The organism is Virgisporangium ochraceum (genome assembly GCF_016863655.1).
Taxonomy (GTDB): domain Bacteria; phylum Actinomycetota; class Actinomycetes; order Mycobacteriales; family Micromonosporaceae; genus Virgisporangium; species Virgisporangium ochraceum.
Genome location: NZ_BOPH01000005.1, coordinates 42,515 through 64,527 on the forward strand (window position 1 = coordinate 42,515; position 22,013 = coordinate 64,527).

A 22,013-nucleotide genomic window follows, 5' to 3' on the forward strand; every position below is an offset into this window, starting at 1 on the left:
TCAGCGGTCGCGGGTCCACTCGGCGAGCCGCTCGGCGGTCGCCGCCGTGTCGGCGTGGTCCGGGCCCAGGGTCGCCGTCCGCACCTGGAGAACCTGCTCCAGGAGCGCGACGGCGTCGTCGCCGCGGCCGTCGGCAAGGTAGGCGACCGCGAGGCGCTCGGTGGCGTCCAGGGTCTGTGGGTGGCCGGGTCCGTCCAGCTCGGCCAGTCCCGCGACGACCCGCTCGTGCGTCGCGACCGCCGCGGTGGTGTCGCCGGCGTCACCCTGGCTGGCGGCGAGCCGTCCGACCGCGATCAGGGTGGCCCGGTGCCGCGGGCCGTGCAGCCGCTCGCCGGTGTCGACGAGGTGCTGCCAGTACTCGATCGCGGCCGCGGACAGCCCGGCCCGTTCGAGGGCGATGCCGGCCCGCCACAACAACTCGTGCGGTTCGGGCCGCCACAGCGGATCACCGTCGAGCCGGGCGAGGAAGACGGCGTTGGCCCGTAGCACCTGCACGTGAACCGCGTACCGGGGGTAGGCGTCGTCGTCGGGCCACGTGTCGAGCACGGCGTCCGCCGCGGCCCGGGCCGCGTCGTCACGGACGTCCGCGGGCAGGTTCTTCCGGACCGCGTGAGCGGTGTCCGGGTGCATCCGCACCGCCCAGGCACCCAGCCGCCGGTCATGGTCGACGAGGCCGTACCGGTGCAGCACGGTCGCGGCCCGGATGCCGGTGGCCGCGTTTCCCGGCTCGCCGCCGGTCAGGAAGCCCACGAGGGCGGCGTTCGCCCAGACCGCCACGGGCTGCCCGGCGGGGTCGAGCACCGCGGCCATCCGGAGGGCGGGCAGCGTCCGCCCGGTCGGTCGGTACCGGTGCGCGGCATCGACCGCGAGCAGCACGGCGGCCTCCGCGGGGTCGACCACGGTCTTGCGCCGGTCGATCCACCGCTGCAGGTAGTCGCCGCAGGCGACCCGCTCGGCGCGGAGGTAGCTGACGGCCCGGTGCAGGGCCAGCGGGAGGTGTCCGAGCTCGGCCACGAGGTCGGCCGCGTCGTCGTCGACGAGCTTGCAGTCGGTCAGGTACTCGTGTGCCTCCGCCGCCGTGAACGGGCCGACCTCCACGCGGGTCCACCGCTCCGGTTGCGCGCCGGTGACCGGCGCGGTGGTGGTGGCCACGACCCAGCCGCTCTCCGTGCGGTTGCCCGGCCGCCACCCGTCGAGCGACGCGAGGTCGGTGACGCCGTCGAAGACGACGAGCCACCGGCGGTCGGTCTCCTCCAGCCACGCGACGAGCGCCCGGGCGTCGACGGACACGTCGGTTCCGGTGACGCCGGGCGCGTCGACCTGGTACGCGGCCAGCGCGAACGCGGTGACCACCGAGGCCGGCGCGGCGGCGTCGACCCAGACCACGAGGTCGGCACCGGACCCGGTCGCCTCATGGGCGACGGCGGCCGCCAGCTGGGTGGTTCCGGTGCCGCCGGTGCCGTGGAGCACGACGTCGTTCCCGGCCTCCCGCGCCTTGGTCATCTCCGCCTGGACGCCGGTGCGCGGCTGGAACGCCGGCGCCAGGGCCGGTACGCGTCCCACGGTGACCTCCGCCGCGTGGCCGGCGCGACCCGGCACGAGCACGAGGGCACCCACCGCGAGCGACACCCCGCCGACGATCACCGCCCACGGCGGCCAGTCCGTGAACTGCGTCAGGAGGCCCACAGCGACGACCGCCAGCAGGAGCACCTGCAGGCCCCGGTTTCGACGCATCGGCGAACCCCCTGCGGTCGGGTACCGGGATTCTATGCATCGAAGTCCGTCACGTCAGGTGTCCGGACCGTCGTGCAGGAACGTCAGGACGGCGCGCACGCGGCGGTGGTCGTCGGTGTTGTCGGCGGGCAGGTCCAGCTTGGTGAAGATCGAGTTGATGTGCTTGCCGACGACCTTCTCGCTGATCATCAGCAGGCGCGTGATCGCCGTGTTGAAGCGGCCCTCGGCCATCAGCCCCAGCACCTCGCGCTCGCGCGGGGTGAGGCGCGCCAGCGGGCTGCGCCGCCGGGTGAGCAGGTGGCGGACCACCTCGGGGTCGATCACGCAGCCGCCGCCGGCGACCCGCTCCATCGCCTCGACGAAGTCGCCCACCTGGAGGACCCGGTCCTTGAGCAGGTAGCCGACGCCGCCGTGCCCATTCCGCCGGTGCCGGTCGCGTCGAACAGGGCCGCGGCGTAGGCCGTGGCGACGTACTGGCACCAGCAGGCCGGGGCGTGGCGGCGCCGGCCCTGTGACCACCGTGCTCGCGTCGTTGTACCTGACGCCGCTGGTGGCGCGGTGCTGGCCGGCTATGCGGCCGTGGCGCTGGCCTGTGGAGCTGTCCGGCTGACGCGCGACCTCAGATGGTGACGACGACCTTGCCCGCGGCGTGGCCCTCGGCCAGGTACCGGATCGCGTCGGGCGCCTCGGCGAGCGGGTAGGCGCGGGTGACGGTCGGGGTGACCACGCCGCCGGTGATGAGCCGGCCGAGTTCGTCGAAGACGTCGACGCGCTCGCGGGAGCCGGCGTTGATGAACGTCCGGCCGCCCCGCATCGACGCGAACGGCGCCTGCAGCAGTTGGCGGCTGAACCCGCCGAGCAGGCCACCGCTGTCGTGGCCGCCACCCACCAGCGCGATCCTGGCTTTCGGCGCGGCCGCCCTCCGGAGCAGCGCGAGCGACCGGCAGCCGGCGATGTCGATGATGACGTCGTACCGCGGGCCGCCGCTGTCGATCTCGGCGCCGGTGTAGTCGATCACCTCGTCGGCGCCGAGCGTACGGGCCAGGTCGGCCTTGGTCGGGCCGCACACGGCGGTGACGGTCGCGCCGTACGACTTCGCCAGTTGCACGGCGAACGAGCCGACGCCGCCGGTGGCGCCGGTGATCAGCACCTGCTGGCCCTTCTCCACGCGGGCGTGGTCGCGCACCGCCTGCAGCGCGGTGCCGCCCGAGATCGGGGTCGCGGCGGCCTGCTCGAACGTCATGCCCGCGGGCTTGCTCGCCAGCCGGTTCTCCGGTGCCGCCGCGAACTCGGCGTACGAGCCGCTGCGGCAGGTGCCGAAGACCTCGTCGCCGGGCCTGAAGCGGGTCACGTTGGCGCCGACCTCCGCGACCACGCCGGCCACGTCGCGGCCGCGGACCGGGACCCGCGGGCGGCGCAACCCGCTGGCGGCCCGCACCGCGTAGGGCCGGCCGGTCATGAAGATCCAGACTCCGGGGTCGACGCCGGCGGCCCGCACCTCCACGAGCACGTCGTCGGGCCCGATCCGCGGCGTGGGGACGTCGCGGAGCCGCAGCACGTCGGCGGGGCCGTACCGGTCCTGGGCGATGGCTTTCATGTCTCGTCCTCCTCGGAGGGGTACTCGAACACGTCGTCGAGGGCGGCGCCGAACACGCGCGCGATCCGGAACGCCATCTCCAGCGAGGGCGAGTAGCGGCCCTGTTCGATGGCGATGAGCGTCTGCCGGGTGACGCCGATGCGGTCGGCGAGGTCGGCCTGCGTCATCTCGTCGTGGGCGAAGCGCAGGGCCCGGATGCGGTTGGTGACGCGGGTCGGTTTCACCACTGCGGGAGGCTCCCGCGGTAGGCGGCGATCTTCGCGATGGAGCCGAGCAGCATCGACAGCGCGAAGCAGAGGTAGATCACGTTGGCGATCCAGAACCGGTGCCAGTCGGCCATCGCCATGAGCATCGCGGCGACCGCGCCGATCACCACGAACGCGTAGCCGACCTGGTCGCCGAGGCGGCCGATCGCCCGGTCACGCTCGTCGGTGACGAGCGACCCGCGCCGCACCGTGTTCACCACGATCTCGATGACGATCGAGGCCACGATCGCGGCGACGATCGACCACAGCAGCGGCGCCTCGTACGGCACCCCGGTGAGCGGGCGCCCGTCGGCCCGGGTCAGAACGACCACCACGTACGCGATGTAGGCCGCGACGCCCGCCAGCATCCGGATCCACGCGCGCTTCTCTTCGAGCGACATGCCCGCCGCACCCTTCGTGATGTACAGAATTTTTGACATCACGAAGGTAGCGAATATTTGACCTCGTGTCTAGAAAGTTTTACATCACTCCGGGACGGCGGCGGGCCCGGATGCGGCGGTGGCTGATCCGCCAGCCGTCGGCGCGCCGCGCCAGCCGGTCTTCGTAGGTGACGCTGCCGCAGGTGCCGTCGGCGTTGACGCCGATCCCTTTGGACTGCGCGAGCACCTCGCCCCCGGGCAGCTCGGACAGCACGGTGTTGGTGACGTGATGGCCCACCGGGTTGGCGTCGCCCAGTTGCCGCGCCAGCTCGTACAGGGCCTCCAGTCCGTGGACCTCGCCGGCTCCGAAGTCGGTCAGGTCGAAGACCGCGTCGGCGTCGAACAGCTCGTCGCTGCGGTGCAGGCCGCCGTTGTCGACCAGGTGACCGTGACGCGCGATCAGCTCCACGATCGCCAGCCGGTCTTCGATCGCGATCGTCATGACGCCCTCCAGCAGCAAGTGGGGAGTTCCCCGTTTCATCTGCCGGTAGACTAACGGGGACATCCCCACTTTTCCAGGAGCACCGTGCGGGCCGACGCGGCACGAAACCTCGACCTGCTGGTGGCGGCCGCCCGCGAACTGTTCTCCGAGCGCGGGCCCGACATCCCGCTCGACGAGGTCGCCCGCCGGGCCGGGGTGGGCAACGCCACGCTCTACCGGCACTTCCCCACGCGGGGCGACCTGATCGTGGCCGTCTACGCCGACGAGGTGGAGGCGCTGTGCCGCCACGGCGTCGACCTGGCGGCGGCACCGGACCCGGGGGCGGCGCTGTTCGAGTGGCTGGACGCTTTCGTGGTCCACATCGCGGCGAAACGTCCCCTCGCGCTGGCGGTGACCGACAACGCCGACCAGCGACGGACCCGGCTCTTCGAGGAGTGGCACCGCGCGATCACCGACGTGGCCGCGCGGCTGTTCGGCCGGGCGGCCGCGGCCGGCGCGGTGCGCGACGGCCTGACGGTGCCGGACCTGCTCGCCCTGACCAGCGCCGCCGCGATCGCGAGCAGTGGCCCCGACCACGCCCGGAGCCTGCTCGCCCTGCTGCGGACCGGTCTGGAGCCCTGAGGACTACTCCCCGCGGGCGCCCTGCGGGGTGGGCCGGCGGTCGAGGACACCGGGCTGGCGCTGCGGCAGCGGAACCGCCGCGTGCTCCCGTGACTCGCGCAACGCGTTGCCCTGCTCGCGCAGGGCCTCGGCCCGCTCACGCACGGCCTGCTCGCGCCAGTCGAGCGCCTGCTCACGCTGCCCCTGATCGCGGTGCGCCTGCTCGCGCTGACTCTCGTCGCGGTGGCCCTCGTCGCGGTGGCCCTCGTCGTGGTGGCCCTGCTCGCGCTGGCTCTCGTCGCGGTGGCCCTGATCGCGGAGGCCCTGGTCGCGGTGCGCGGCCTCGCGCTGCGCCGGCTCCCGGTGGGCGGGCTCGTGCTGCGCGGGCTCGTGGTTCGCCGCCCCGGCCGACGCACCCGCGTCGGACCGCTCGCGCTGCGCCAGCTCCTGCGCCCCGCCCTGCGCTTCTGACGACCCGCGCTGCACCTCGGACGGTCCGCGCTGCGCCGGCAGGCTCGCGCCGTTCCCGCGCAGCACGTGGTCGGTGACGCCGTTGTCGCGCAGGATGTGGTCGGTGCCGCCGTTCTCGCGCGCCGTGCGGTCGCCCGCGCCGTTCTCGCGCGGATCGACGTCGGCGTTCTCACGCGGGGTGACCTGCGGGTACTCGCCCGTGTCGCCGCCCGCCGCCGCGGCCAGAACCGCCGCCGCTGCCAGCTCCGCGACCCGCTTCGCCTCGCTCTTGACCCGGGCGCGCACGTCCTTGGCGTGCCGGTCGGCGTTGTCGGCGGCGCGGCGCGTCTCGTCGAGGCGCTTCATCTCGCTGGCCAGGTCCTGCCGGAGCGCGGCGAGCCGCTCGCGGAGCCGGTTGACCTCCGCCTCGGTGGTCTCCCGCTCCTGGTGGGACTCGGCGAGCCGCTGCTGCGCGGAGTCGAGTTCGGCCTGCATCGCCACGCGGGTGCGCCGGCGGGCCTCGATCTCCTGCTCGACCGCGGCCAGCTCCTGTGCCCGGATCGTGGCCTGCTCGTCGGCGCGCTGACGCACGTCGTCGGAGTACTGCTGCGCCTCGGTGTGCATCGCGACGATCTTCTGGCTGGCGGCGTTGCGCCGGTCTTCGATCTCGCGCTCGAACTCGCCCCGGAACTGGGCTATCTCCTCCTGCGTCCGGGCGTGCGCGGCCTGGGACTCGCGCTCGGCCTGCGCCTGCGCGGCCTCGATCATGGCCTTCGACCGGGCCCGCGCGTGCTCCAGCTCGCGGTTGCTCTGTTCGCTGAGCCGGGCCGCCTCCTGCTCGGCGCGGTCGCGGGTCGCCTCGGCCTCCGACCGGAGCCGCTCGGCCAGGCTGGTCATGTCGTCGATCTCGGCCTGCGCGGCGGCCCGGCGCAGCTCCGCGGTCTGCTGGAGCTCGGCGCGCCGGTTGGCGACCTCGGTCTCGTACTCCTGCACGATCCGGGTGGCCCGCTCGTGGGCCTCGGCCAGCACCCGCTCGGCGTCGGCGCGATGGTTGGCGACCCGCTCGGACGCGGTCGACGTGATCTGGGCGGCCTGCTTCTCCGCGTTTTGGAGGATCTGCTCGACCATCGGGCCGAGGTCCTTGAACGTGGCCTTGTCGATCTGCGGCGGCCGCTGCCGTAGCTCGGCCAGCTCGCTCTGCAGCTGCTGGATCTGCTGCGCCATCGCGTGGAACTGCTCACGGGCGCGCTCCCGCTCGGACACGAGCATCGAGATCTCGCTGTCGGCCCGGGACACGAACTGATCGACCTGGCGCTTGTCGTAGCCGCGCATCGCCTGATCGAACCTCTGCCCGGAAGCGTCCTCTCGAGCCCCGTTACCGCCAGGAGACATCCGCCATCCTCCAACCCACTAGGCGGAGAGAACGCTACCGGGAGACCCCCGCCGACCGTCACCCCCGGGACGGTCCCAGTTCCATGCCGCGACGGACTCAATGAGGCCAGCTTCTGGCCGCTTGTGTGGATAGCGTGATTTCCGTGGACATCTCGACCAGGCAGCTCAACCGGACCTTCCTCCAGCGCCAGTTCCTGCTCGAGCCGTCGCGCGGGTCGGTGGCCGACGTGGTCGCGCACCTCGTGGCCCTGCAGGCACAGGAGACCGACGCCCCGTACATCGGGTTGTGGACCCGCATGGCCACGTTCGGTCACGCCGACCTCACCACGGCGCTCGTCGAGCGCGAGGTCGTGCGGGGCAGCCTGCTGCGCGTCACCCAGCACATCACCAGCGGTGACGACTACCGCTGGCTCCGTCCGCTGCTCGCCCAGCGCCTCGGGAAGGCGGGGCTGTCGGCGTTCGCGCGCGACCTCGACGGCCTCGACCTCGCCGAGGTGGCCGCGGCCGGCCGCGACATCCTCGCCGGGCAGACGCTCACCCGGCCGGCGCTGGCGCGGCAGCTCGGCGAGCGGTATCCCGGCCGCTCGAACATGCCGCTGGCCTGGGCCGTGCAGCGTCACCTGCCGCTGGTCCACCCGCCGCCCACCGGGGTGTGGCGCCGGCGCGGGCACGTGGCGTGCGCGCTGGCCGAGGACTGGGTCGGTCCGCTGGAGGAGCGGCCGTCGCTGCGCACGCTGGTGTGGCGGTATCTCGCGTCGTGCGGGCCGGCGTCGGTCGCGGACCTGCAGGTCTGGTCGGGCCTGCGCCGGCTCAAGGCCGAGGTCGAGGCGCTGCGTCCGGAGCTCACGGTCTACCGGGACGCACGTGGGCGCGAACTTTTCGACATTCCGGGCCTACCGGTCGCCGGCGGGGACGAGCCGGCCCCGGTGCGGTTCCTGCCCGAGTTCGACAACGCGGTGCTCAGCCACGACGACCGCAGCCGCATCGTGGCCGACGAGGACCGGCCACGCGTGTTCCCCGGCTACTCGATGGTGCACGCCACGTTTCTGGTCGACGGGTTCGTCGCCGGCATCTGGGAGCTGGCGGGAGGCGAGTTGCGCGTCACCCCGTTCCGTCCCCTCGCATCCGACGACGCCGACGCCGTCCGCGCGGAGGCCGACCGGCTCCTGCCGTTCCTCGATCTGGGCGACGGAGCCCGGGTGGTGTTCGCCTAGTACGCCATTCCGACGGCCCGGAGGTCCACGTTGGGGAGCATGCGGGACTGTTCGCCGTCGCCGACCTCGACCAGCGGGCTGGTGCCCAGCACGGCGTGCATCTGCAGCTCGCCCTGCGGCGGCTGCTCCCACACCGACTCCTCGATGGCGCGCAGCGCCGGCACCGCGAACCCGACGTAGCCCTTGCTCGACTCGACCAGCAGCACCCGCGCGCCTTCCCGCTCGGGCGGCTCGCCGCGGCCGAGCAGGGTCGGCAGGCACACCAGCGGGATCGCGGTGCCGCGGTGGATGAACACGCCCTGCACCGCGCCACCCGCGGTGATCGGGATGAGGTCCTCCGGGTACGACAGGATCTCGGTGATGTAGGCGAGCGGCGTGGCGACGTCGGTGCCGGCGTTGTAGGTGAGGTACTTGCGCACCACCTTGAGCACCGTGCCGTCGCCGGTCTCCTCTTCCTCCTCGGGCTTCTCCTGGGGCTGGAAGAGCTTCGTCGACTCGCTGCCGCCGACCGGCAGGCCGAGCGCGGCCAGCGTGTCGAGCTCCTCGCTGGCGCGGATCGCGGCGCCGTCGAGCAGCAGGTACGGGTCGGTGCCCGAGTCCGACAGGATCCCTTCGAGGTATCCCGAGGCCGGCAGGCCCGACTCGGGCAGGGGGAGGACGTCCTCGGGCGGTGCCGGCACGATCCGGACGACGTCCGACACCGACAGCACGATCAGGCCGCGCTCGAAGTTCAACGCGACGCCGCGCTCCGCACCGCCGACCGGGAGCGAGCCCAGGCCGAGGAACGCCAGCGGGTCGATGACCGGCACCTCGTGGTCGCCGAGCCGCACCACTCCCCGCACGCTGGGACCGTCGAGCGGTGACGACTTGACCAGCAGCTCGGGGATCACCGAGTGCACGTAGGTCACGTCGATGCACAGGCCGAACGGCTCGCACCGCAGGAGCATCACGGTGCGGTCCGGTGCCTCGATCGCGCCGGACCGGCCCGGGCCGTTGTGACCGCTGCCGGTGTCCTTGACCACGGGCATACCGGGCAGCGCCTGCACGGCCGCGCTGTCGAGAACGCAGACGACGGTGTCGGCCCGCTCGAAGCTGAGCGAGAACAGGGGCAGGCTGCTGCCGCCGACCGCGTGCTCGAACAGTTCGTCGGGCTCGACGCGCACGACCCCGTGCACGTCGGTGGCGAGCAGCCCGAACGCGTGCCCCTCGTGCGCGACGATGACGATGACGTCCATCAACGACGCGTTGTCCATCCCGAGCACCAGCCGCAGGTCGACCACGGGAATGACCTGGTGCCGCAGGTTGACGGCGCCCGCGAGGCCGGGCGCGCTGGCCAGCAGCGGCTCGAACGACGGCGGGCAGGGGATCACTTCGCGCAGCTCCGACAGCGGAAGCGCAACCTGCACGTCGTTGACCGTGAAGACGCCGTACAGGCCGGCCGCCGACTCGGTGCTGACCGCCGCCGCCGTCACGGCGCTCACCTCTTCTGGGTGCTGACGATGCCGCGGGGCTGGCCGGCCCCTTCGTCGGTCAGCTCGGAGATGAGCGTCTTCACCGACTGCGACTCGGACTGCTGGTCGTGGGTGCGGGCGGCGATACGACCGATGGACTCGCCGGTCTGGCCGACGCTCTTCAGGATGTCGCCGAACGCCTCCTGCGCGCGCCGGGACACCGTGGAGCCCTGGCTCACCCGCGAGCTCGACTCGTTGATCAGCTTGCCGATCTCGCGGGCCGCGTCGGACGAGCGCTCGGCCAGTTTCCGGACCTCGCCGGCGACCACCGAGAAGCCGACGCCGTGCTCACCCGCCCGGGCCGCCTCGATCGAGGCGTTGAACGCCAGCAGGTTGGTCTGGCTGGCGATCTCGCCGATCACCTGCACGATCGAGGCGATCTGGTCGGAGGACCGCTCGATCAGGTCGATGGCCTCGATGGACTTGCGCAGCTCCTCGAAGCCCCGCTCGGCGTTCGCCTGCGTCTGGCCGGCGAGGTCGCTGGCCTGTTGGGCGTTGTCGACGATGTCGTCGATCGAGGTGGCGAGGCGGCCGATCGAGTCGTTCATCTCGCTGGACTTGCTGGCGAGCCGCTGCTGCAACGAGACCTGGTCGGTGATGTCCATCGCATACTTGACGATCTTGATGGGACGGCCGCGTAGGTCGAAGATGGGGTTGTAGGTCGCCTTCAGGTGGACGTCGCGACCGTACTTGCCGAGGCGGTGGAACTGGCCGGTGATGAACTCGCCGGCGGCCAACCGGAGCCAGAAGTCCCGGTACTCCTCCGACGTGATGTAGTCGGGCGAGCAGAACATGCTGTGGTGCTGGCCGAGGATTTCGCGCAGCGAGTACCCCATGGTCCGCAGGAAGTTGTCGTTCGCCGACCGGATGTTGCCGTCGAGGTCGAACTCGATCACCGCCTGTGCCCGGTCGATCGCGTTGACCTTGCTCTCGAACTCGGCGTTGCGCTGCTTAGCGTCGGTGACGTCCATCGCGTACTTGACGACCTTGAACGGCCGACCGTCGAGGTCGAAGATCGGGTTGTAGCTGGCCTGGATCCAGATCTCTTGACCGCCTTTGCCGACCCGCTTGTACTCGCGGCTGTCGAACTCGCCACGCCGCAGTCGGTCCCAGAACGCCTTGTAGGCGTCGCTGTCCGCGGTCTCCCCGTCGACGAACATCCGGTGGTGCTTGCCGCGGACCTCCTCGAGCGAGTAGCCCATCAGGTCGAGGAAGATCCGGTTGGCGTCGAGCACCACGCCGTTGAGGTCGAACTCGACCGTCGCTTGCGAGCGGCTGATCGCGGCAACCTTGCCCTCGAACTCGGAGTTCTTCAGGCGGTCCGCGGTGATGTCGGTGGCAATCTTGACCACCTTGAATGGCTTGCCGTCGATGTCGAGAATCGGGTTGTATGTGGCGCGCAGCCACACTTCCTTGCCGCCCCGGCCCAGACGCTTGTATACCCCCGCCTCGAACTCACCGCGGCCCAGGCGCTCCCAGAATCCTTTGTACTCGTCGCTTGCAGCGTAGTTCTGCTCGACGAACATCCGATGGTGCTTTCCCCGGAGTTCCTCGACGTTCGGGTAACCCATGGTCTCGCAGAAGTTACGGTTCGCTTCGAGGATGGTGCCGTCGAGGTCGAACTCGATCACCGCCTGCGCGCGGTCGATCGCGCTGACCTTGCCCTCGTCCTCCACGTTCTTCATCTTCTGTGCGGTGATGTCGGTGGCGTACTCGACCACTTTGATCGGCCGCCCGTTCAAGTCGAAAATCGGGCTGTAGGTGGCTCGCAGCCAACTCTCCTTGCCGCCCTTACCGATCCGCTTGAATACGCCCGTAATGAACTCGCCGGCCGCCAGGCGCTGCCAGAAACCGCGGTAGCTGTTGCCGCGCGCCTCCTCCTCGTCGACCAGCATGCGATGGTGCTTGCCGACCAATTGGTCGAGCGAGTACCCGAGCGTCTTGAGGAGATTGTCGTTGGCGTCCTGGATGATGCCGTCCAGATCGAACTCCATCACCACGCTCGACCGGCTGATCGCGGCGACCTTGCCTTCGTAGTCGGCCGTCTTCTGCTTGGAGGCCGTCACGTCGAGGGCGTACTTGATTACCTTGAAGGGACGGCCCTCAAGATCGAGAATCGGGTTGTACGTGGCGCGCAACCAGACCTCTTTGCCACCACGACCCAGCCGCTTGTACTCGCCGCTCTGGTATTGCCCCTCGGCGAGCCGCTGCCAGAACTGGGCATACTCGGGAGACTCGGCATACGTCTCGTCGACAAACATCCGGTGATGCTGGTCGACGACATCAGCCAGGGAATAGCCCATGAGATGGAGAAAGTTCTCGTTGGCGGTGATGATTGTGCCGTCGAGGCCGAACTCGATCACCGCCTGCGCCCGGTCGATGGCGGCGGATTTACCTCGCAGCTCGGCGACCTGACGCCGGTCCTCCGTGATGTCATACGCGGTGAGCAGGAATTCCGTCGGCTCCTTGCCTGCCCCGGGCACTGGTCCGCAGTTGAAGCGCAGCCAACGCTGCCGTCCGCCGCTGTCGACGATCGCGTTGACCTGCTCCACGAACCGGCCGGCACGCGCCTCGTCGAGCATGCCGTCGACGATCTGTGAGGGCAGGTGCCATAGCTGTTCCAGCCGCTTACCTATGATCTCGTTCATCGGCTTGTCGGTCGTGTCCAGGAATCGGTCGTTGATCTTGGTAACGACCCCATTCTTGGCGTTCAGCACGGCCATCAACCGCTCGCGGACCAGCAGATTCAGACACGCCTGACGAATCGTGTCGGCCGCGCCCGAGTCGATCAAGTGCGACATTTCGGTCACAACGCCTCCATGAACCCTGCTGTCCGGACAATTCAGATAACCGGATCGGCCGGATCGAGCGACACATGAGAGGAACGGGCAGAGTCGTCGGCGGGTTGCTTTCCGGTTGCGACCATCCCCGCAAGCGACTCGCTTGCACCGAGGCCGCCTCCCCCGTCGCGGCCCTTGCCCACGACGCGGCTCGGCGGGCTGCTGCCGGGACAGGGTGGGCCAATATGCTCCTCGGATGGCCGCCGAGGACGACGTGGACCGCATCGTGGCGCAGTGGGCACAGGAGCGGCCGGACCTGCAGACCGAGGCCATGGCCGTCTTCGGCCGTGTGTACCGCATCGCACGCCTGGTGGGCGACCGCCAGGAAGCCGTGTATGCCGCCTTCGGCATCAACCGCGGCGACTTCGACGTGCTCGCGACGCTGCGCCGGTCAGGCTCCCCGTTTCGGCTGGCGCCAAAGGACCTCACCGCGTCTCTGATGCTCACCTCGGGTGGCATGACGGGACGGCTCGACCGGCTGGAGCATCGCGGCCTGGTCACCCGCGCACCCGACCCCGCCGACAGGCGTGGTCTCACTGTCACGCTGACCTCAGCGGGGCGCGCCCTGGTGGACGAAGCCGTCATCGCAGGCCTCGACGCGCAGCGCGAGGTGCTCGAGATGCTGTCCCCGGAGAGCCGTAGCCAGCTGTCCTCCCTTCTCCGGGAGTTGCTCGCGGCCGTCTACGCGGCCGGAGCGACGCCCCAACCCACCTCCTCATCCGGATAGGAGCCCGGAAGCCGGTGTTTACAGCCGGTTGATCCGGTTCACATCGCCGCCCACCCGCCGAACTGACGGTCACGCCTGCCGGACCGGACGCGAGGAGGAATCGACCGATGGCTGCCGCACACCGTGGGCCGCATAGATCGTGAAGCCGGACACGCGTGGTGCCGCTCATCGGTGCTCTCCTCGAGTTGACCCTGACCGCCGCGCTCGTGGTGCCCACGACCCGGGCGGTCCTTTCTCCGGACACGTCTCCGCCCCCGCGGACACCTGGAGCACCGACGGTGCCGTCATCAGCACCGACGCGACCGCGATCGCCGAATGCTGGCCAGCCCACGGACAGCACCCCCGCTGGCGGGCAGACCCTGACCCGCCCCCACGTCGACGCCGACGCTGACCCTGTCGCGCAACGACGGCCTCGGGATGGCCGGGAATCTCGACGAGGTCGCCATCTGGAACCCGGACCTCACCGCCACCGAGATCGCAGCCTTCTACGACGCAGGCAGGCCCTGAGCCGTACTTGACGGGATGCGGAGAACGGCGGGGATATATCAGATAAGGTATCGACATGCCGCACGACAACCGTGCCACCGAACTGCGCGCCGCCGAGCGTGCCCTGCAGGCCGCGCAACTGGCCTCAGACGTCGCAGAGCTCGACCGGCTCATCGACGACCGACTCGTCTTCACGGGACCCGACGGCCAGCTGTACTGCAAGGCGGACGACCTGCGACTGCACGGCTCCGGCGAGCAGAAGATGGCCCGTGTCGAGGAGGAGGACCTGGCGGTACTGGTTGCCGGGAACACGGGTGTCACCTGCTTCCTGGGGACGGTGGCCGGGGTGCTGTCGGGCAGCGAGTTCACCGCGCGGGTCAGGTACACCCGCACCTGGGTCCACGACGACTCCCACGGCTGGCGCCTGATCGCCGGGCACGTGAGCGGAGTCGGTTGACGAGCAGTCGGCGTCTACACGTCGCGGCGGCGTAACTGCCAGGCCGCGAGGCCCACGGCGATCGCGGTGTAGATCGCGAACACGCCGAGCCCCGCCAAAGGCTCAAGGCTCCACTGGGGGTCGGGTTTGACGAACATGATGGCCTGACCGGCCTGCGCGGGAACGTACTTGTACAACTGGGTCGAGACCGACTCGGGCAGGAAGCCCACCAGGATCTGCGGCGCGAAGAGCAGCCCGAGAAGCGTCGCGATGCCACCGGCCGTGTTCCTGATCAGCGCGCCAAGCCCCAGACCGAACAGGCCCACCAGCGCGAGAAACACCGCACTGCCGAACACCGCCCGCGCCACACCCGGATCTCCGAGCCCGATGTCGAGGTTCTCCGCGGCGAGGATCGACTGGCCCACGACGAACGCCACCACCACGGCGGGCAGGCAGAGCACCATCGTCGTCAGGCCGAACACCGCCGCCTTGCCCCACAGGACCGGCAGTCGGCTGGGGACGGCCGCCAGCGTCGCCCGGATGGACCCGGTGGCGAACTCGCCGGTGACCAGCAGCACGCCGAGAACCCCGACCGCGAGCTGAGCCAGCTGAACCCCCGACAGGGTCACTCCGGTGGCGTCGAACGTCGACGGGTCCGCCGGCGGACGAGCGACCCGCACCATCGCGTAGACGACCCCGAACCCGACGGTGAGCGCCACCGCGGTGAGCAGTGACCACATCGTGGACGGAAGGGAACGCAACTTCGTCCACTCGGAGCGCAGGACCCGGAGCTGGGTAACGCGCTGCTCACCGGTGTAGACCGGCAGGCTGATCGTGGTCATGACGCGGCTCCCGCCGTGCTCGGTGCGCGGTACTCGACCGCGTCGTGGGTGAGTTCCATGAACGCCTCTTCCAGCGAGGTCTGCCGTGCGGTGAGCTCCAGCAGCGTGATTCCGGCCGCGGCGGCAGCCCGGCCGACCTGGTCGGTCGTGAGGCCACTCACCGTGAGGGACCCGCCGCCGTCGTGGGACACCTCCACCTCGGGCGCCTCCAACCTGGCGGCGAGCGCACGCGGGTCGGTGCTCCTGACGCGCACCACGCTCCGCCCCCGGCTCGCGACGAACTCGGCCATCGAGGTGTCGGCGATCAGACGGCCCCGGCCGATCACGATGAGGTGCTCCGCGGTGAGCGCCATCTCGTTCATGAGGTGCGACGACACGAATACCGTTCGACCGTCGTCAGCGAGGTTCCGCAGCAGAGCACGGACCCACCGGATGCCCTCGGTGTCGAGCCCGTTCAGCGGCTCGTCGAGAATGACCGTTCGGGGATCGCCCAGCAACGCCGTCGCGATGCCCAACCGTTGGCCCATGCCGAGCGAGAACCGGCCGGCCCGCCGGCGTGCCGAACCGGCGAGGCCCACGGCCTCCACCACGTCGTCGACCCGGGACCGGCTGATGCCGTTGCTGTGCGCGAGCGCCAGGAGGTGGTTGTACGCGCTCCGCCCGGGATGCACCGAACGCGCCTCGAGCAGGGCACCGACCTCGTGTAGCGGGGCGCTGTGAGCCAGGTACGGCCGACCGTTGACGGTGACCGTTCCGCTCGTGGGCGCATCGAGCCCCAGGATCATGCGCATCGTGGTGGACTTGCCGGCGCCGTTCGGACCCAGAAAACCCGTGACCACACCCGGGCGCACCGTGAACGTCAACCCGTCGACCGCAAGCTTGTCGCCGTACCGCTTCGTCAGAGCGCGTGCCTCGATCATCCTCTGGTCCCCACGTCTCATCCGCCATCTCATCGCCATCTCATCGCCATCTCATCGCCATCTCATCCGCCTTGAAGCGGGCGGCCCGCCGTCGTGCGGTCGCTCCCAACGCTCGCAAGGAACGGCTGCCGTGTCAGTGGGGCGAGCCGCGCGACGACAGTGGGGATTTCCCCACCCACGGCAGAAGGCTGACCCGATGGTCCCGCCCGCACCGGCTTCCTACCGTGGTCTCATGACGTCCGTGGGAAGCGCGACAACGACAGCGCCGGCGGTGCGCGGGCTGCGCACTCTGGTGCGGCCGCTGGTGGCGCACGCCTCCTGGCAGGCCACCTTCCACACCGTCGCGGGCATCTTCCTCAGCGCCGCGGTCGGTGGCGTGTTCACGCTCCTCGGTTTGCTGTGGGTCGCGGCGGCGCTCAGCCTGCTCACCGGTCCCAGCGGTCACCCCGTACTGATAGGGATCTACCTCGGCGCCACGGTCACCGGCCCGTTCGCGATCCTGCTGTGGGTCCGGTTCGCCAGCGCCCTGCAACGCGAACGGTTCCGGAACCTGCTGGAGGTCGAGATCGTCGCGCCGGCCGAGGCACCACTGGCAGGCTGGCGACGCCTCACCCACCCGTGGGCGCAGGCGGCGACATGGCGGCAGCTCAGCTACCACGTCCTCGCGTCGGTCCTCGCCGGGCCGGCCGGCGTGCTGGTCGTGGTGTGCTGGTCGGCGCCGATACTCGCCGCGCTCTGGACCGATCACCTCCCCGCCGGGGAGCGCGTCGCGTCATTCGCGATGTCAGGGGGACTGCTCCTGTCCGCGCCCTGGATCGCCCGGGGCATGGCGGCCGCCGACGCGTTCGCGGGCAGGCACCTCCTCGGTCCGGGGCCGTCCGAGGAGCTGCGGCAACGGGTCGCGACCCTGGCGCGCAGCCGCGCCGAACTCGTGACGGCCGCCGACACCGAACGCCGGCGTATCGAGCGCGACCTGCACGACGGGGTTCAGCAGCGGCTGGTCTCGCTGGCCGTCAACCTCGGGATGGCCCGCGAAGCATTCGCCGACGCTTCGCCCGAGATCAGGGAGGTGCTCGCCGCCGCGCACGACGAGGCCACCCAGGCGCTGGCCGAGCTTCGCGATTTCGTTCGTGGTCTGCATCCCGCTGTGCTCAACGACCGCGGGCTCGACGCCGCCCTGTCCGGCATCGTCGCCCGCGCGCCATTGCCGGTGGCGCTGCGGGTCGAGGTCACGACGCGGTGTTCGCCGACGATCGAGGCGATCGCTTATTTCACGGTGTCGGAGGCACTGGCCAACGTGTCCAAGCACGCCCGCGCCAGCCGGGCCGAGGTGGTCGTCGAGCAGATCGGCGGCAACCTCCTGATCACGGTGTCCGACAACGGCGACGGCGGCGCATCCGTCGAGGAGGGAGGTGGTCTCCGTGGGCTCGCACAGCGTGCGGCGGCGGTCGACGGCACATTCAGTGTGGTGAGCCCACTGGGCGGTCCGACGACCGTTACTGTGAACCTCCCATGCGAGTAGTGCTAGCCGAAGACTCCGTGCTGCTGCGCGCCGGCCTGACGAAGTTGCTCACCGACGGCGGGTTCGAGGTCGTCGCGGCGGTGTCCGACGCCGAGGCACTGCTGACGGCGGTGGCCGAGCAGAAGCCCGATGTGGTGGTGGTCGACGTCCGGATGCCGCCGACCCACACCGACGAGGGCATCCGGGCCGCGCTGGTACTGCGACGGATGTATCCCGACATGGCGCTGTGCGTTCTCTCGCAGTACGTCGAGGAGCGGTACGCGCGCGATCTCATGTCGGTCGGCACGACGAAGATCGGCTACCTGCTCAAAGACCGCGTGGCCCAGGTCAGCGACTTCCTGGACGCGTTGCGCCGGGTCGCCACCGGTGGCACCGCTCTCGACCCGGAGGTGGTCGACCAGCTCCTGGTCCGGCAGGGCGACGACCCGCTCGAGCGGCTCACCCCGCGCGAACAGGAGGTGCTCCGACTCATGGCCGAAGGGAGGTCGAACAACGGCATCACCGAAACGTTGAAGGTCAGCCACAGCGCGGTGGAGAAGTACGTGACGAACATCTTCGTCAAGCTCGACCTGCCACCCACCGACACCGATCACCGGCGGGTACTCGCCGTCCTCAGATACCTCCGCGTCTGAGCCGGGCCGCCGGAGGAGAGAACGGCCGTCATGCTCTCAGCGAACCGGCTGTCCACCCATCCACCCGTCTGGCTTCATGGTTCCATGGCAACCGCCGCGTACGACGAGATCGCAGACTGGTACGAGACCGAGTTCCTCCCCCGCCAGGGCGACACCGATCCGCTGGGTACCACCCGTGCACTCCGCGACCTCCTCGGTCGCCCGGACGACGCTGGCAACGGATGCCTGGAGATCGGGTGCGGCACCGGTGTGCACGCGGCCACCGTCCGGGAACTCGGGTGGATGCCGATCGGTGTCGACATCTCTTCGAGGATGCTGCGGCACGCCGCCGGACGGATGCCGGTCGTGCGGGGCGATGTGGAGCGGTTACCGTTCGGCAGCGGGACCCTACCCGCGGTGATCGCCGTGTGGGTGCACACCGACATGCCGGCGTATCCGGCGGTCGTGCGGGAGGTGGCGCGGGTTCTGCGTCCGGGTGGTTTGTTCGTCCACATTGGAACGCACCCGTGCTTCTGCGGCGGGTTCGCCGACCGGAGCGACCTTTCGGCGGTCGTCGTCCGGCCCGGCTACCTCGACGGCCACTGGACCAAGGCGTCGTACACAGACCAGGGCATTCGCGACAAGGTCGGCGCGACGCACTGGCCGCTGCCCGCGTTGCTGTCGATGGTGACCGATGCGGGGTTGCGGTTCGAACGCTTCGCCGAGGGCGGCCAACCGTCCCCGGCCATGTTCGGCTGGGCAGCCCGCAAAGCCTGAGCAACCACAAAGCCGGGCAGCCCCCAAAGCCGGGCAGCCCCCAAGCCCAGCAGCCACAAAGCTGGGCAGCACAGCTGGGCAGCACAGCTGGGCAGCACAGCTGGGCAGCACAAACCCAGAGCAGCCACAGAAGCCGACCGGCCAGGGAAGCAAACAGGCCCCGAACGACCCCCACACAGGCCGACCGCAGGAAGCGTCTAAGTAGCCGAGATCGCCATCAGCACCGCCACCAGCACGATGGCGGCCACCAGGAACGTGCCGTGCACCGCGATCATCATCACGAGGCTCGGGCGCTCCACTGGCTCGTCGCCCAGCAGGTTGGCCGGGATCGCGATCGGCACCGTCGCCTCGTGGGCGAGGCGCTGGTACCCGACAGGGGCACGCCCGGTGACGACCTCGGCGACCGGCGGCACGTCATCCACGATGAGCACCGGAATCTCAGCTGTCGAATCCTCATCGATGCGCGCCAGGTCGCCCGTTGACTCTGGCGACGACATACCCGCACCGTAATCGAGCACGACAAGCGCGCCAACCGTCGATCCGGCCACGACGACCGACGGCCGGTCCATCGATGATGACCCGACCGTCCACCAACCGGTCGGCCGTGGATCATCCGTACGTCCACCGCGGCCCCGCGCAAGGCGCAGGACCGCAGCGCAGGACCGCAGCGCAGGACCGCAGCGCAGGACCAAAGCGCAGGAGCACAAATCAGGAACACAGGCCGAGGACCACAGAGCAGAGGCACAGGCCGAGGACCACAGATTAAAGAACAGGGGCCAGGAAGAGACCAAGAGTCAAGGCCCGAACCACCACGAACACCCCCTACCTCCCGTAGGGGCTCCCCACATCCATACGTACGACTGAAGACGTAGTGCCCGCTGCGTCGGAGGTATGACGCAATGCCTCACTCGTCACCGTTACGCTCTCCCCTGGACTGAAGCCGGCACCAAGGGGGAGTCAATGTTCGGCTGGCTGGGCAGATTCGTCGTGCGTAGAGCCTGGTGGGTGATCGCCGGATGGCTCGTCGCCTCAGCGGCGATCATCGGCCTTTCACCATCGTTGAGCGACATTACCTCGGCCGACCAGAGCGACTTCCTGCCGGACAAGTACGAGTCCGTGCAGGCCATCGAGTTGTCGCTCAAGGCGTTCCCGGCACAGGCGACGTCGAGCGCCCTGGTGGTGGTCAAGCGGTCCGACGGGGCGCCGCTGACCGACGAGGACACGACCGAGGTCGTGCAACTTGCAAAAGACCTCGACGCGCGCGACATCCCGCGCACCGAGAACTACGTCACCGACCCGCAGCGGAGCGTGGCGCCCGACAAGTCGATCATGCTCATCAATGTCGGATTGCAGGCAGAGTCGCCCGACGATCCCGAGCTGCTCGACGCGATCCGCGAGCTGCGCAAGGCGCTCGGCGAAGAGCTCCAGGGCAGTGACCTCACGGCACAGGTCGGCGGCGACGTCGCCACCTTCGTCGACAACGAGGACACGTTCAACAGCGCGTTCGCGATCGTCGGTCTCGCCACCGTCGTGCTCATCATCGGCCTGATCCTCATCATCTTCCGCAGCCCGATCGCGGCGCTGCTACCGATCGTCGTGGTCAGCGTCGTGCTGTCGGTCACCACCGGGCTCATCGGAATCGTCGGCAAGGCGCTCGACTGGAACGTCGGACAGGACCTGCAGACGATCCTGCTGATCGTGCTCTACGGCATCGGCACCGACTACATCCTGTTCATCCTGTTCCGGTACCGCGAGCGCCTGCGCGCCGGCGACGACAAGAAGACCGCCATGGTCGTCTCGGTCGAACGGGTCGGCGAGGTCATCGCGTCGGCAGCCGGTGCCGTCGTCGTCGCGTTCCTCGTGCTGCTGCTGGCATCCCTCGGATTCTTCGGATCGCTCGGCCCGGCCCTCGCGATCGGCGTGGGTGTCATGCTCGTCACCTCGCTGACGCTGGTCCCGGCGCTGGTCTCGCTGCTCGGCCGCTTCGTGTTCTGGCCGTCGAAGGCGTGGAAGAAGCAGCCGAAGGCGACGATCTCGCGCAAGCTCGGCGTCTTCGTCGGACGCCGGCCGGCGCTCACGGCCGCCGCGTCGGGTCTGCTCCTGGTGGCGCTGGCCGCCGGAACGCTGATGTACAAGGCGAACTACGACTTCAGCTCCGGCTTCCCGCAGGACACCGAGTCGGCGCAGGCGCAGGCCGACCTGAGCAAGGCGTTCGCCGCCGGAGCGGCCCAGCCGACCGAGGCGTACCTGCAGACCACCGACGGGTCACCGCTCACCCCCGACAAGGTGCAGCAGTTCACCGAGGCCATGAAGAGCGCACCCGGCGTCGGACAGGTGCAGCCGGGTCCGCAGAGCACCGACCCGAGCGTCGCCCGGGTCGACCTGCTGCTCAACTACAACCCCAGCTCGAACGAGGCGATCGAGCTCGTCCGCGACGACCTGCGCGACTACGTGCACGACGCCGCACCCGACGGCACCGAGGCCCTCGTCGGCGGCATCACCGCGGTGTTCGCCGACATCAACTCGGCCAACAACCGCGACCTGTCGGTGATCCTGCCGGTGGCCGCGGTACTGATCGCGATCATCCTGGCCCTGCTGCTGCGGAGCCTCGTGGCCCCGATCTACCTGGTGGTCGCGGTGCTGCTCAACTTCGCGGCGACGCTCGGCGCCACCGTGTACGTGTTCCAGGGCATCCAGGGCGAACCCGGTGTGACGTTCCAGCTACCGATCATCCTGTACCTGTTCGTGGTGGCGATCGGTACCGACTACAACATCCTGATGATCGCCCGACTGCGCGAGGAGGCGCGGGAAGGCAAGGAACCGCGCGAGGCGGCCGCGCTCGGCGTCGAGCACGGCGGTCCGACGGTCGCGGCGGCCGGTCTCATCCTCGCCGGCACGTTCGCGGTGCTGATGCTGGCACCCATCTCGTTCCTGCAGCAGATGGGCTTCGCCGTCGCGATCGGCATCGTCCTGAGCGCGTTCGTCATGTCGTACTTCTTCGTTCCCGCGTTCACCGCGCTCGTCGGTCACGCCGCCTGGTGGCCCGGCCACGGCGACCGGGCCCGCGAGGTGCCACCCGCCACCGAGCCGGTGGAGCTGAACAAGGAACCCGACCCGGCAGCACACCCGTAACAGGGCGCGGCCGTACCCGAAGGCGCGGCCGTACCCGAAGGCGCGGCCGTACCCGAAGGCGCGGCCGTACCCGAAGGCGCGGCCGTACCCGAAGG

19 protein-coding genes and 1 pseudogene are annotated in these 22,013 nt (G+C 70.1%); 8 read left to right on the forward strand and 12 right to left on the reverse strand.

The features are described from left to right. The 6 genes and pseudogenes from Voc01_RS02130 to Voc01_RS02155 all read right to left on the reverse strand — a co-directional run bounded on the left by Voc01_RS02130 (window position 1) and on the right by Voc01_RS02155 (window position 4,458). Window positions 1-1,734: a tetratricopeptide repeat protein gene (locus tag Voc01_RS02130; RefSeq protein WP_203925508.1), complete on the reverse strand. Its 1,734-nt coding sequence runs from the start codon at window positions 1,732-1,734 to the stop codon at window positions 1-3. Window positions 1,735-1,788: 54 nt separating this feature from the next. Then, a pseudogene (locus tag Voc01_RS02135) lies at window positions 1,789-2,145 on the reverse strand (response regulator transcription factor); the annotation flags it as partial. A 208-nt stretch (window positions 2,146-2,353) separates the two neighbouring features. Continuing rightward, on the reverse strand, window positions 2,354-3,331 hold the full coding sequence (locus tag Voc01_RS02140) for an NAD(P)-dependent alcohol dehydrogenase (RefSeq protein ID WP_203925509.1): 978 nt from the start codon (window positions 3,329-3,331) through the stop codon (window positions 2,354-2,356). After that, window positions 3,328-3,558, reverse strand: a complete 231-nt coding sequence (locus tag Voc01_RS02145) for a helix-turn-helix transcriptional regulator (RefSeq protein WP_203925510.1) — start codon at window positions 3,556-3,558, stop codon at window positions 3,328-3,330. Before Voc01_RS02145 ends, Voc01_RS02140 begins: the two co-directional genes overlap by 4 nt. Then, on the reverse strand, window positions 3,552-4,016 hold the full coding sequence (locus Voc01_RS02150) for a hypothetical protein (protein WP_239159876.1): 465 nt from the start codon (window positions 4,014-4,016) through the stop codon (window positions 3,552-3,554). Before Voc01_RS02150 ends, Voc01_RS02145 begins: the two co-directional genes overlap by 7 nt. Before the next feature lie 40 nt (window positions 4,017-4,056). Further along, window positions 4,057-4,458 carry a nuclear transport factor 2 family protein gene (locus Voc01_RS02155; RefSeq protein ID WP_203925511.1) on the reverse strand — a complete coding sequence of 134 codons (402 nt, stop codon included), beginning with the start codon at window positions 4,456-4,458 and terminating at the stop codon, window positions 4,057-4,059. An 84-nt stretch (window positions 4,459-4,542) separates the two neighbouring features. Here Voc01_RS02155 and Voc01_RS02160 point away from each other — a divergent pair, with 84 nt between their 5' ends. Further along, the gene (locus Voc01_RS02160) at window positions 4,543-5,079 is read left to right on the forward strand and encodes a TetR/AcrR family transcriptional regulator (protein WP_203925512.1); all 537 of its coding nucleotides are present in this window, start codon (window positions 4,543-4,545) and stop codon (window positions 5,077-5,079) included. 3 nt (window positions 5,080-5,082) lie between these two features. On the opposite strand, the gene Voc01_RS02165 is transcribed toward Voc01_RS02160, so the two are convergent. Next, window positions 5,083-6,900: a DivIVA domain-containing protein gene (locus Voc01_RS02165; protein ID WP_275423674.1), complete on the reverse strand. Its 1,818-nt coding sequence runs from the start codon at window positions 6,898-6,900 to the stop codon at window positions 5,083-5,085. Window positions 6,901-7,043: 143 nt separating this feature from the next. On the opposite strand from Voc01_RS02165, the gene Voc01_RS02170 reads away from it, so the two are divergent. Further along, window positions 7,044-8,114 (forward strand): winged helix DNA-binding domain-containing protein, encoded by a 1,071-nt coding sequence (locus tag Voc01_RS02170; protein WP_203925514.1) that lies wholly within the window; start codon window positions 7,044-7,046, stop codon window positions 8,112-8,114. Here Voc01_RS02170 and Voc01_RS02175 read toward each other — a convergent pair. Together Voc01_RS02175 and Voc01_RS02180 are read right to left on the reverse strand one after the other, a co-directional pair. Continuing rightward, window positions 8,111-9,595, reverse strand: coding sequence for a chemotaxis protein CheW (locus Voc01_RS02175; protein WP_203925515.1), 1,485 nt, complete (start codon window positions 9,593-9,595; stop codon window positions 8,111-8,113). The genes Voc01_RS02170 and Voc01_RS02175 overlap by 4 nt on opposite strands. Further along, complete coding sequence (locus Voc01_RS02180; protein WP_239159879.1) at window positions 9,592-12,426, reverse strand: methyl-accepting chemotaxis protein; 2,835 nt, start codon at window positions 12,424-12,426, stop codon at window positions 9,592-9,594. Before Voc01_RS02180 ends, Voc01_RS02175 begins: the two co-directional genes overlap by 4 nt. A gap of 235 nt (window positions 12,427-12,661) precedes the next feature. Here Voc01_RS02180 and Voc01_RS02185 point away from each other — a divergent pair, with 235 nt between their 5' ends. Both Voc01_RS02185 and Voc01_RS02190 read left to right on the forward strand, forming a co-directional pair. Continuing rightward, the gene (locus tag Voc01_RS02185; protein ID WP_203925516.1) at window positions 12,662-13,192 is read left to right on the forward strand and encodes a MarR family winged helix-turn-helix transcriptional regulator; all 531 of its coding nucleotides are present in this window, start codon (window positions 12,662-12,664) and stop codon (window positions 13,190-13,192) included. A 562-nt stretch (window positions 13,193-13,754) separates the two neighbouring features. Continuing rightward, window positions 13,755-14,135, forward strand: coding sequence for a nuclear transport factor 2 family protein (locus Voc01_RS02190; RefSeq protein WP_203925517.1), 381 nt, complete (start codon window positions 13,755-13,757; stop codon window positions 14,133-14,135). 14 nt (window positions 14,136-14,149) lie between these two features. Here the strand turns inward: Voc01_RS02190 and Voc01_RS02195 are convergent, their stop codons facing one another. Both Voc01_RS02195 and Voc01_RS02200 read right to left on the reverse strand, forming a co-directional pair. Continuing rightward, on the reverse strand, window positions 14,150-14,956 hold the full coding sequence (locus tag Voc01_RS02195; protein WP_203925518.1) for an ABC-2 transporter permease family protein: 807 nt from the start codon (window positions 14,954-14,956) through the stop codon (window positions 14,150-14,152). After that, complete coding sequence (locus Voc01_RS02200) at window positions 14,953-15,876, reverse strand: ABC transporter ATP-binding protein (protein ID WP_203925519.1); 924 nt, start codon at window positions 15,874-15,876, stop codon at window positions 14,953-14,955. Before Voc01_RS02200 ends, Voc01_RS02195 begins: the two co-directional genes overlap by 4 nt. Before the next feature lie 232 nt (window positions 15,877-16,108). Here Voc01_RS02200 and Voc01_RS02205 point away from each other — a divergent pair, with 232 nt between their 5' ends. The 3 genes from Voc01_RS02205 (at window position 16,109) to Voc01_RS02215 (ending at window position 18,786) form a co-directional block, all read left to right on the forward strand. Continuing rightward, on the forward strand, window positions 16,109-17,398 hold the full coding sequence (locus Voc01_RS02205; RefSeq protein WP_203925520.1) for a sensor histidine kinase: 1,290 nt from the start codon (window positions 16,109-16,111) through the stop codon (window positions 17,396-17,398). Next, window positions 17,389-18,030, forward strand: a complete 642-nt coding sequence (locus Voc01_RS02210) for a response regulator (protein WP_203925521.1) — start codon at window positions 17,389-17,391, stop codon at window positions 18,028-18,030. Before Voc01_RS02205 ends, Voc01_RS02210 begins: the two co-directional genes overlap by 10 nt. A gap of 84 nt (window positions 18,031-18,114) precedes the next feature. Next, the gene (locus tag Voc01_RS02215; protein ID WP_203925522.1) at window positions 18,115-18,786 is read left to right on the forward strand and encodes a class I SAM-dependent methyltransferase; all 672 of its coding nucleotides are present in this window, start codon (window positions 18,115-18,117) and stop codon (window positions 18,784-18,786) included. 197 nt (window positions 18,787-18,983) lie between these two features. Here Voc01_RS02215 and Voc01_RS02220 read toward each other — a convergent pair whose 3' ends face one another. Next, on the reverse strand, window positions 18,984-19,355 hold the full coding sequence (locus tag Voc01_RS02220; RefSeq protein ID WP_203925523.1) for a hypothetical protein: 372 nt from the start codon (window positions 19,353-19,355) through the stop codon (window positions 18,984-18,986). 418 nt (window positions 19,356-19,773) lie between these two features. On the opposite strand from Voc01_RS02220, the gene Voc01_RS02225 reads away from it, so the two are divergent. Next, window positions 19,774-21,918 carry an MMPL family transporter gene (locus Voc01_RS02225; RefSeq protein ID WP_239159877.1) on the forward strand — a complete coding sequence of 715 codons (2,145 nt, stop codon included), beginning with the start codon at window positions 19,774-19,776 and terminating at the stop codon, window positions 21,916-21,918. The last annotated feature ends 95 nt before the right edge of the window (window positions 21,919-22,013 follow it).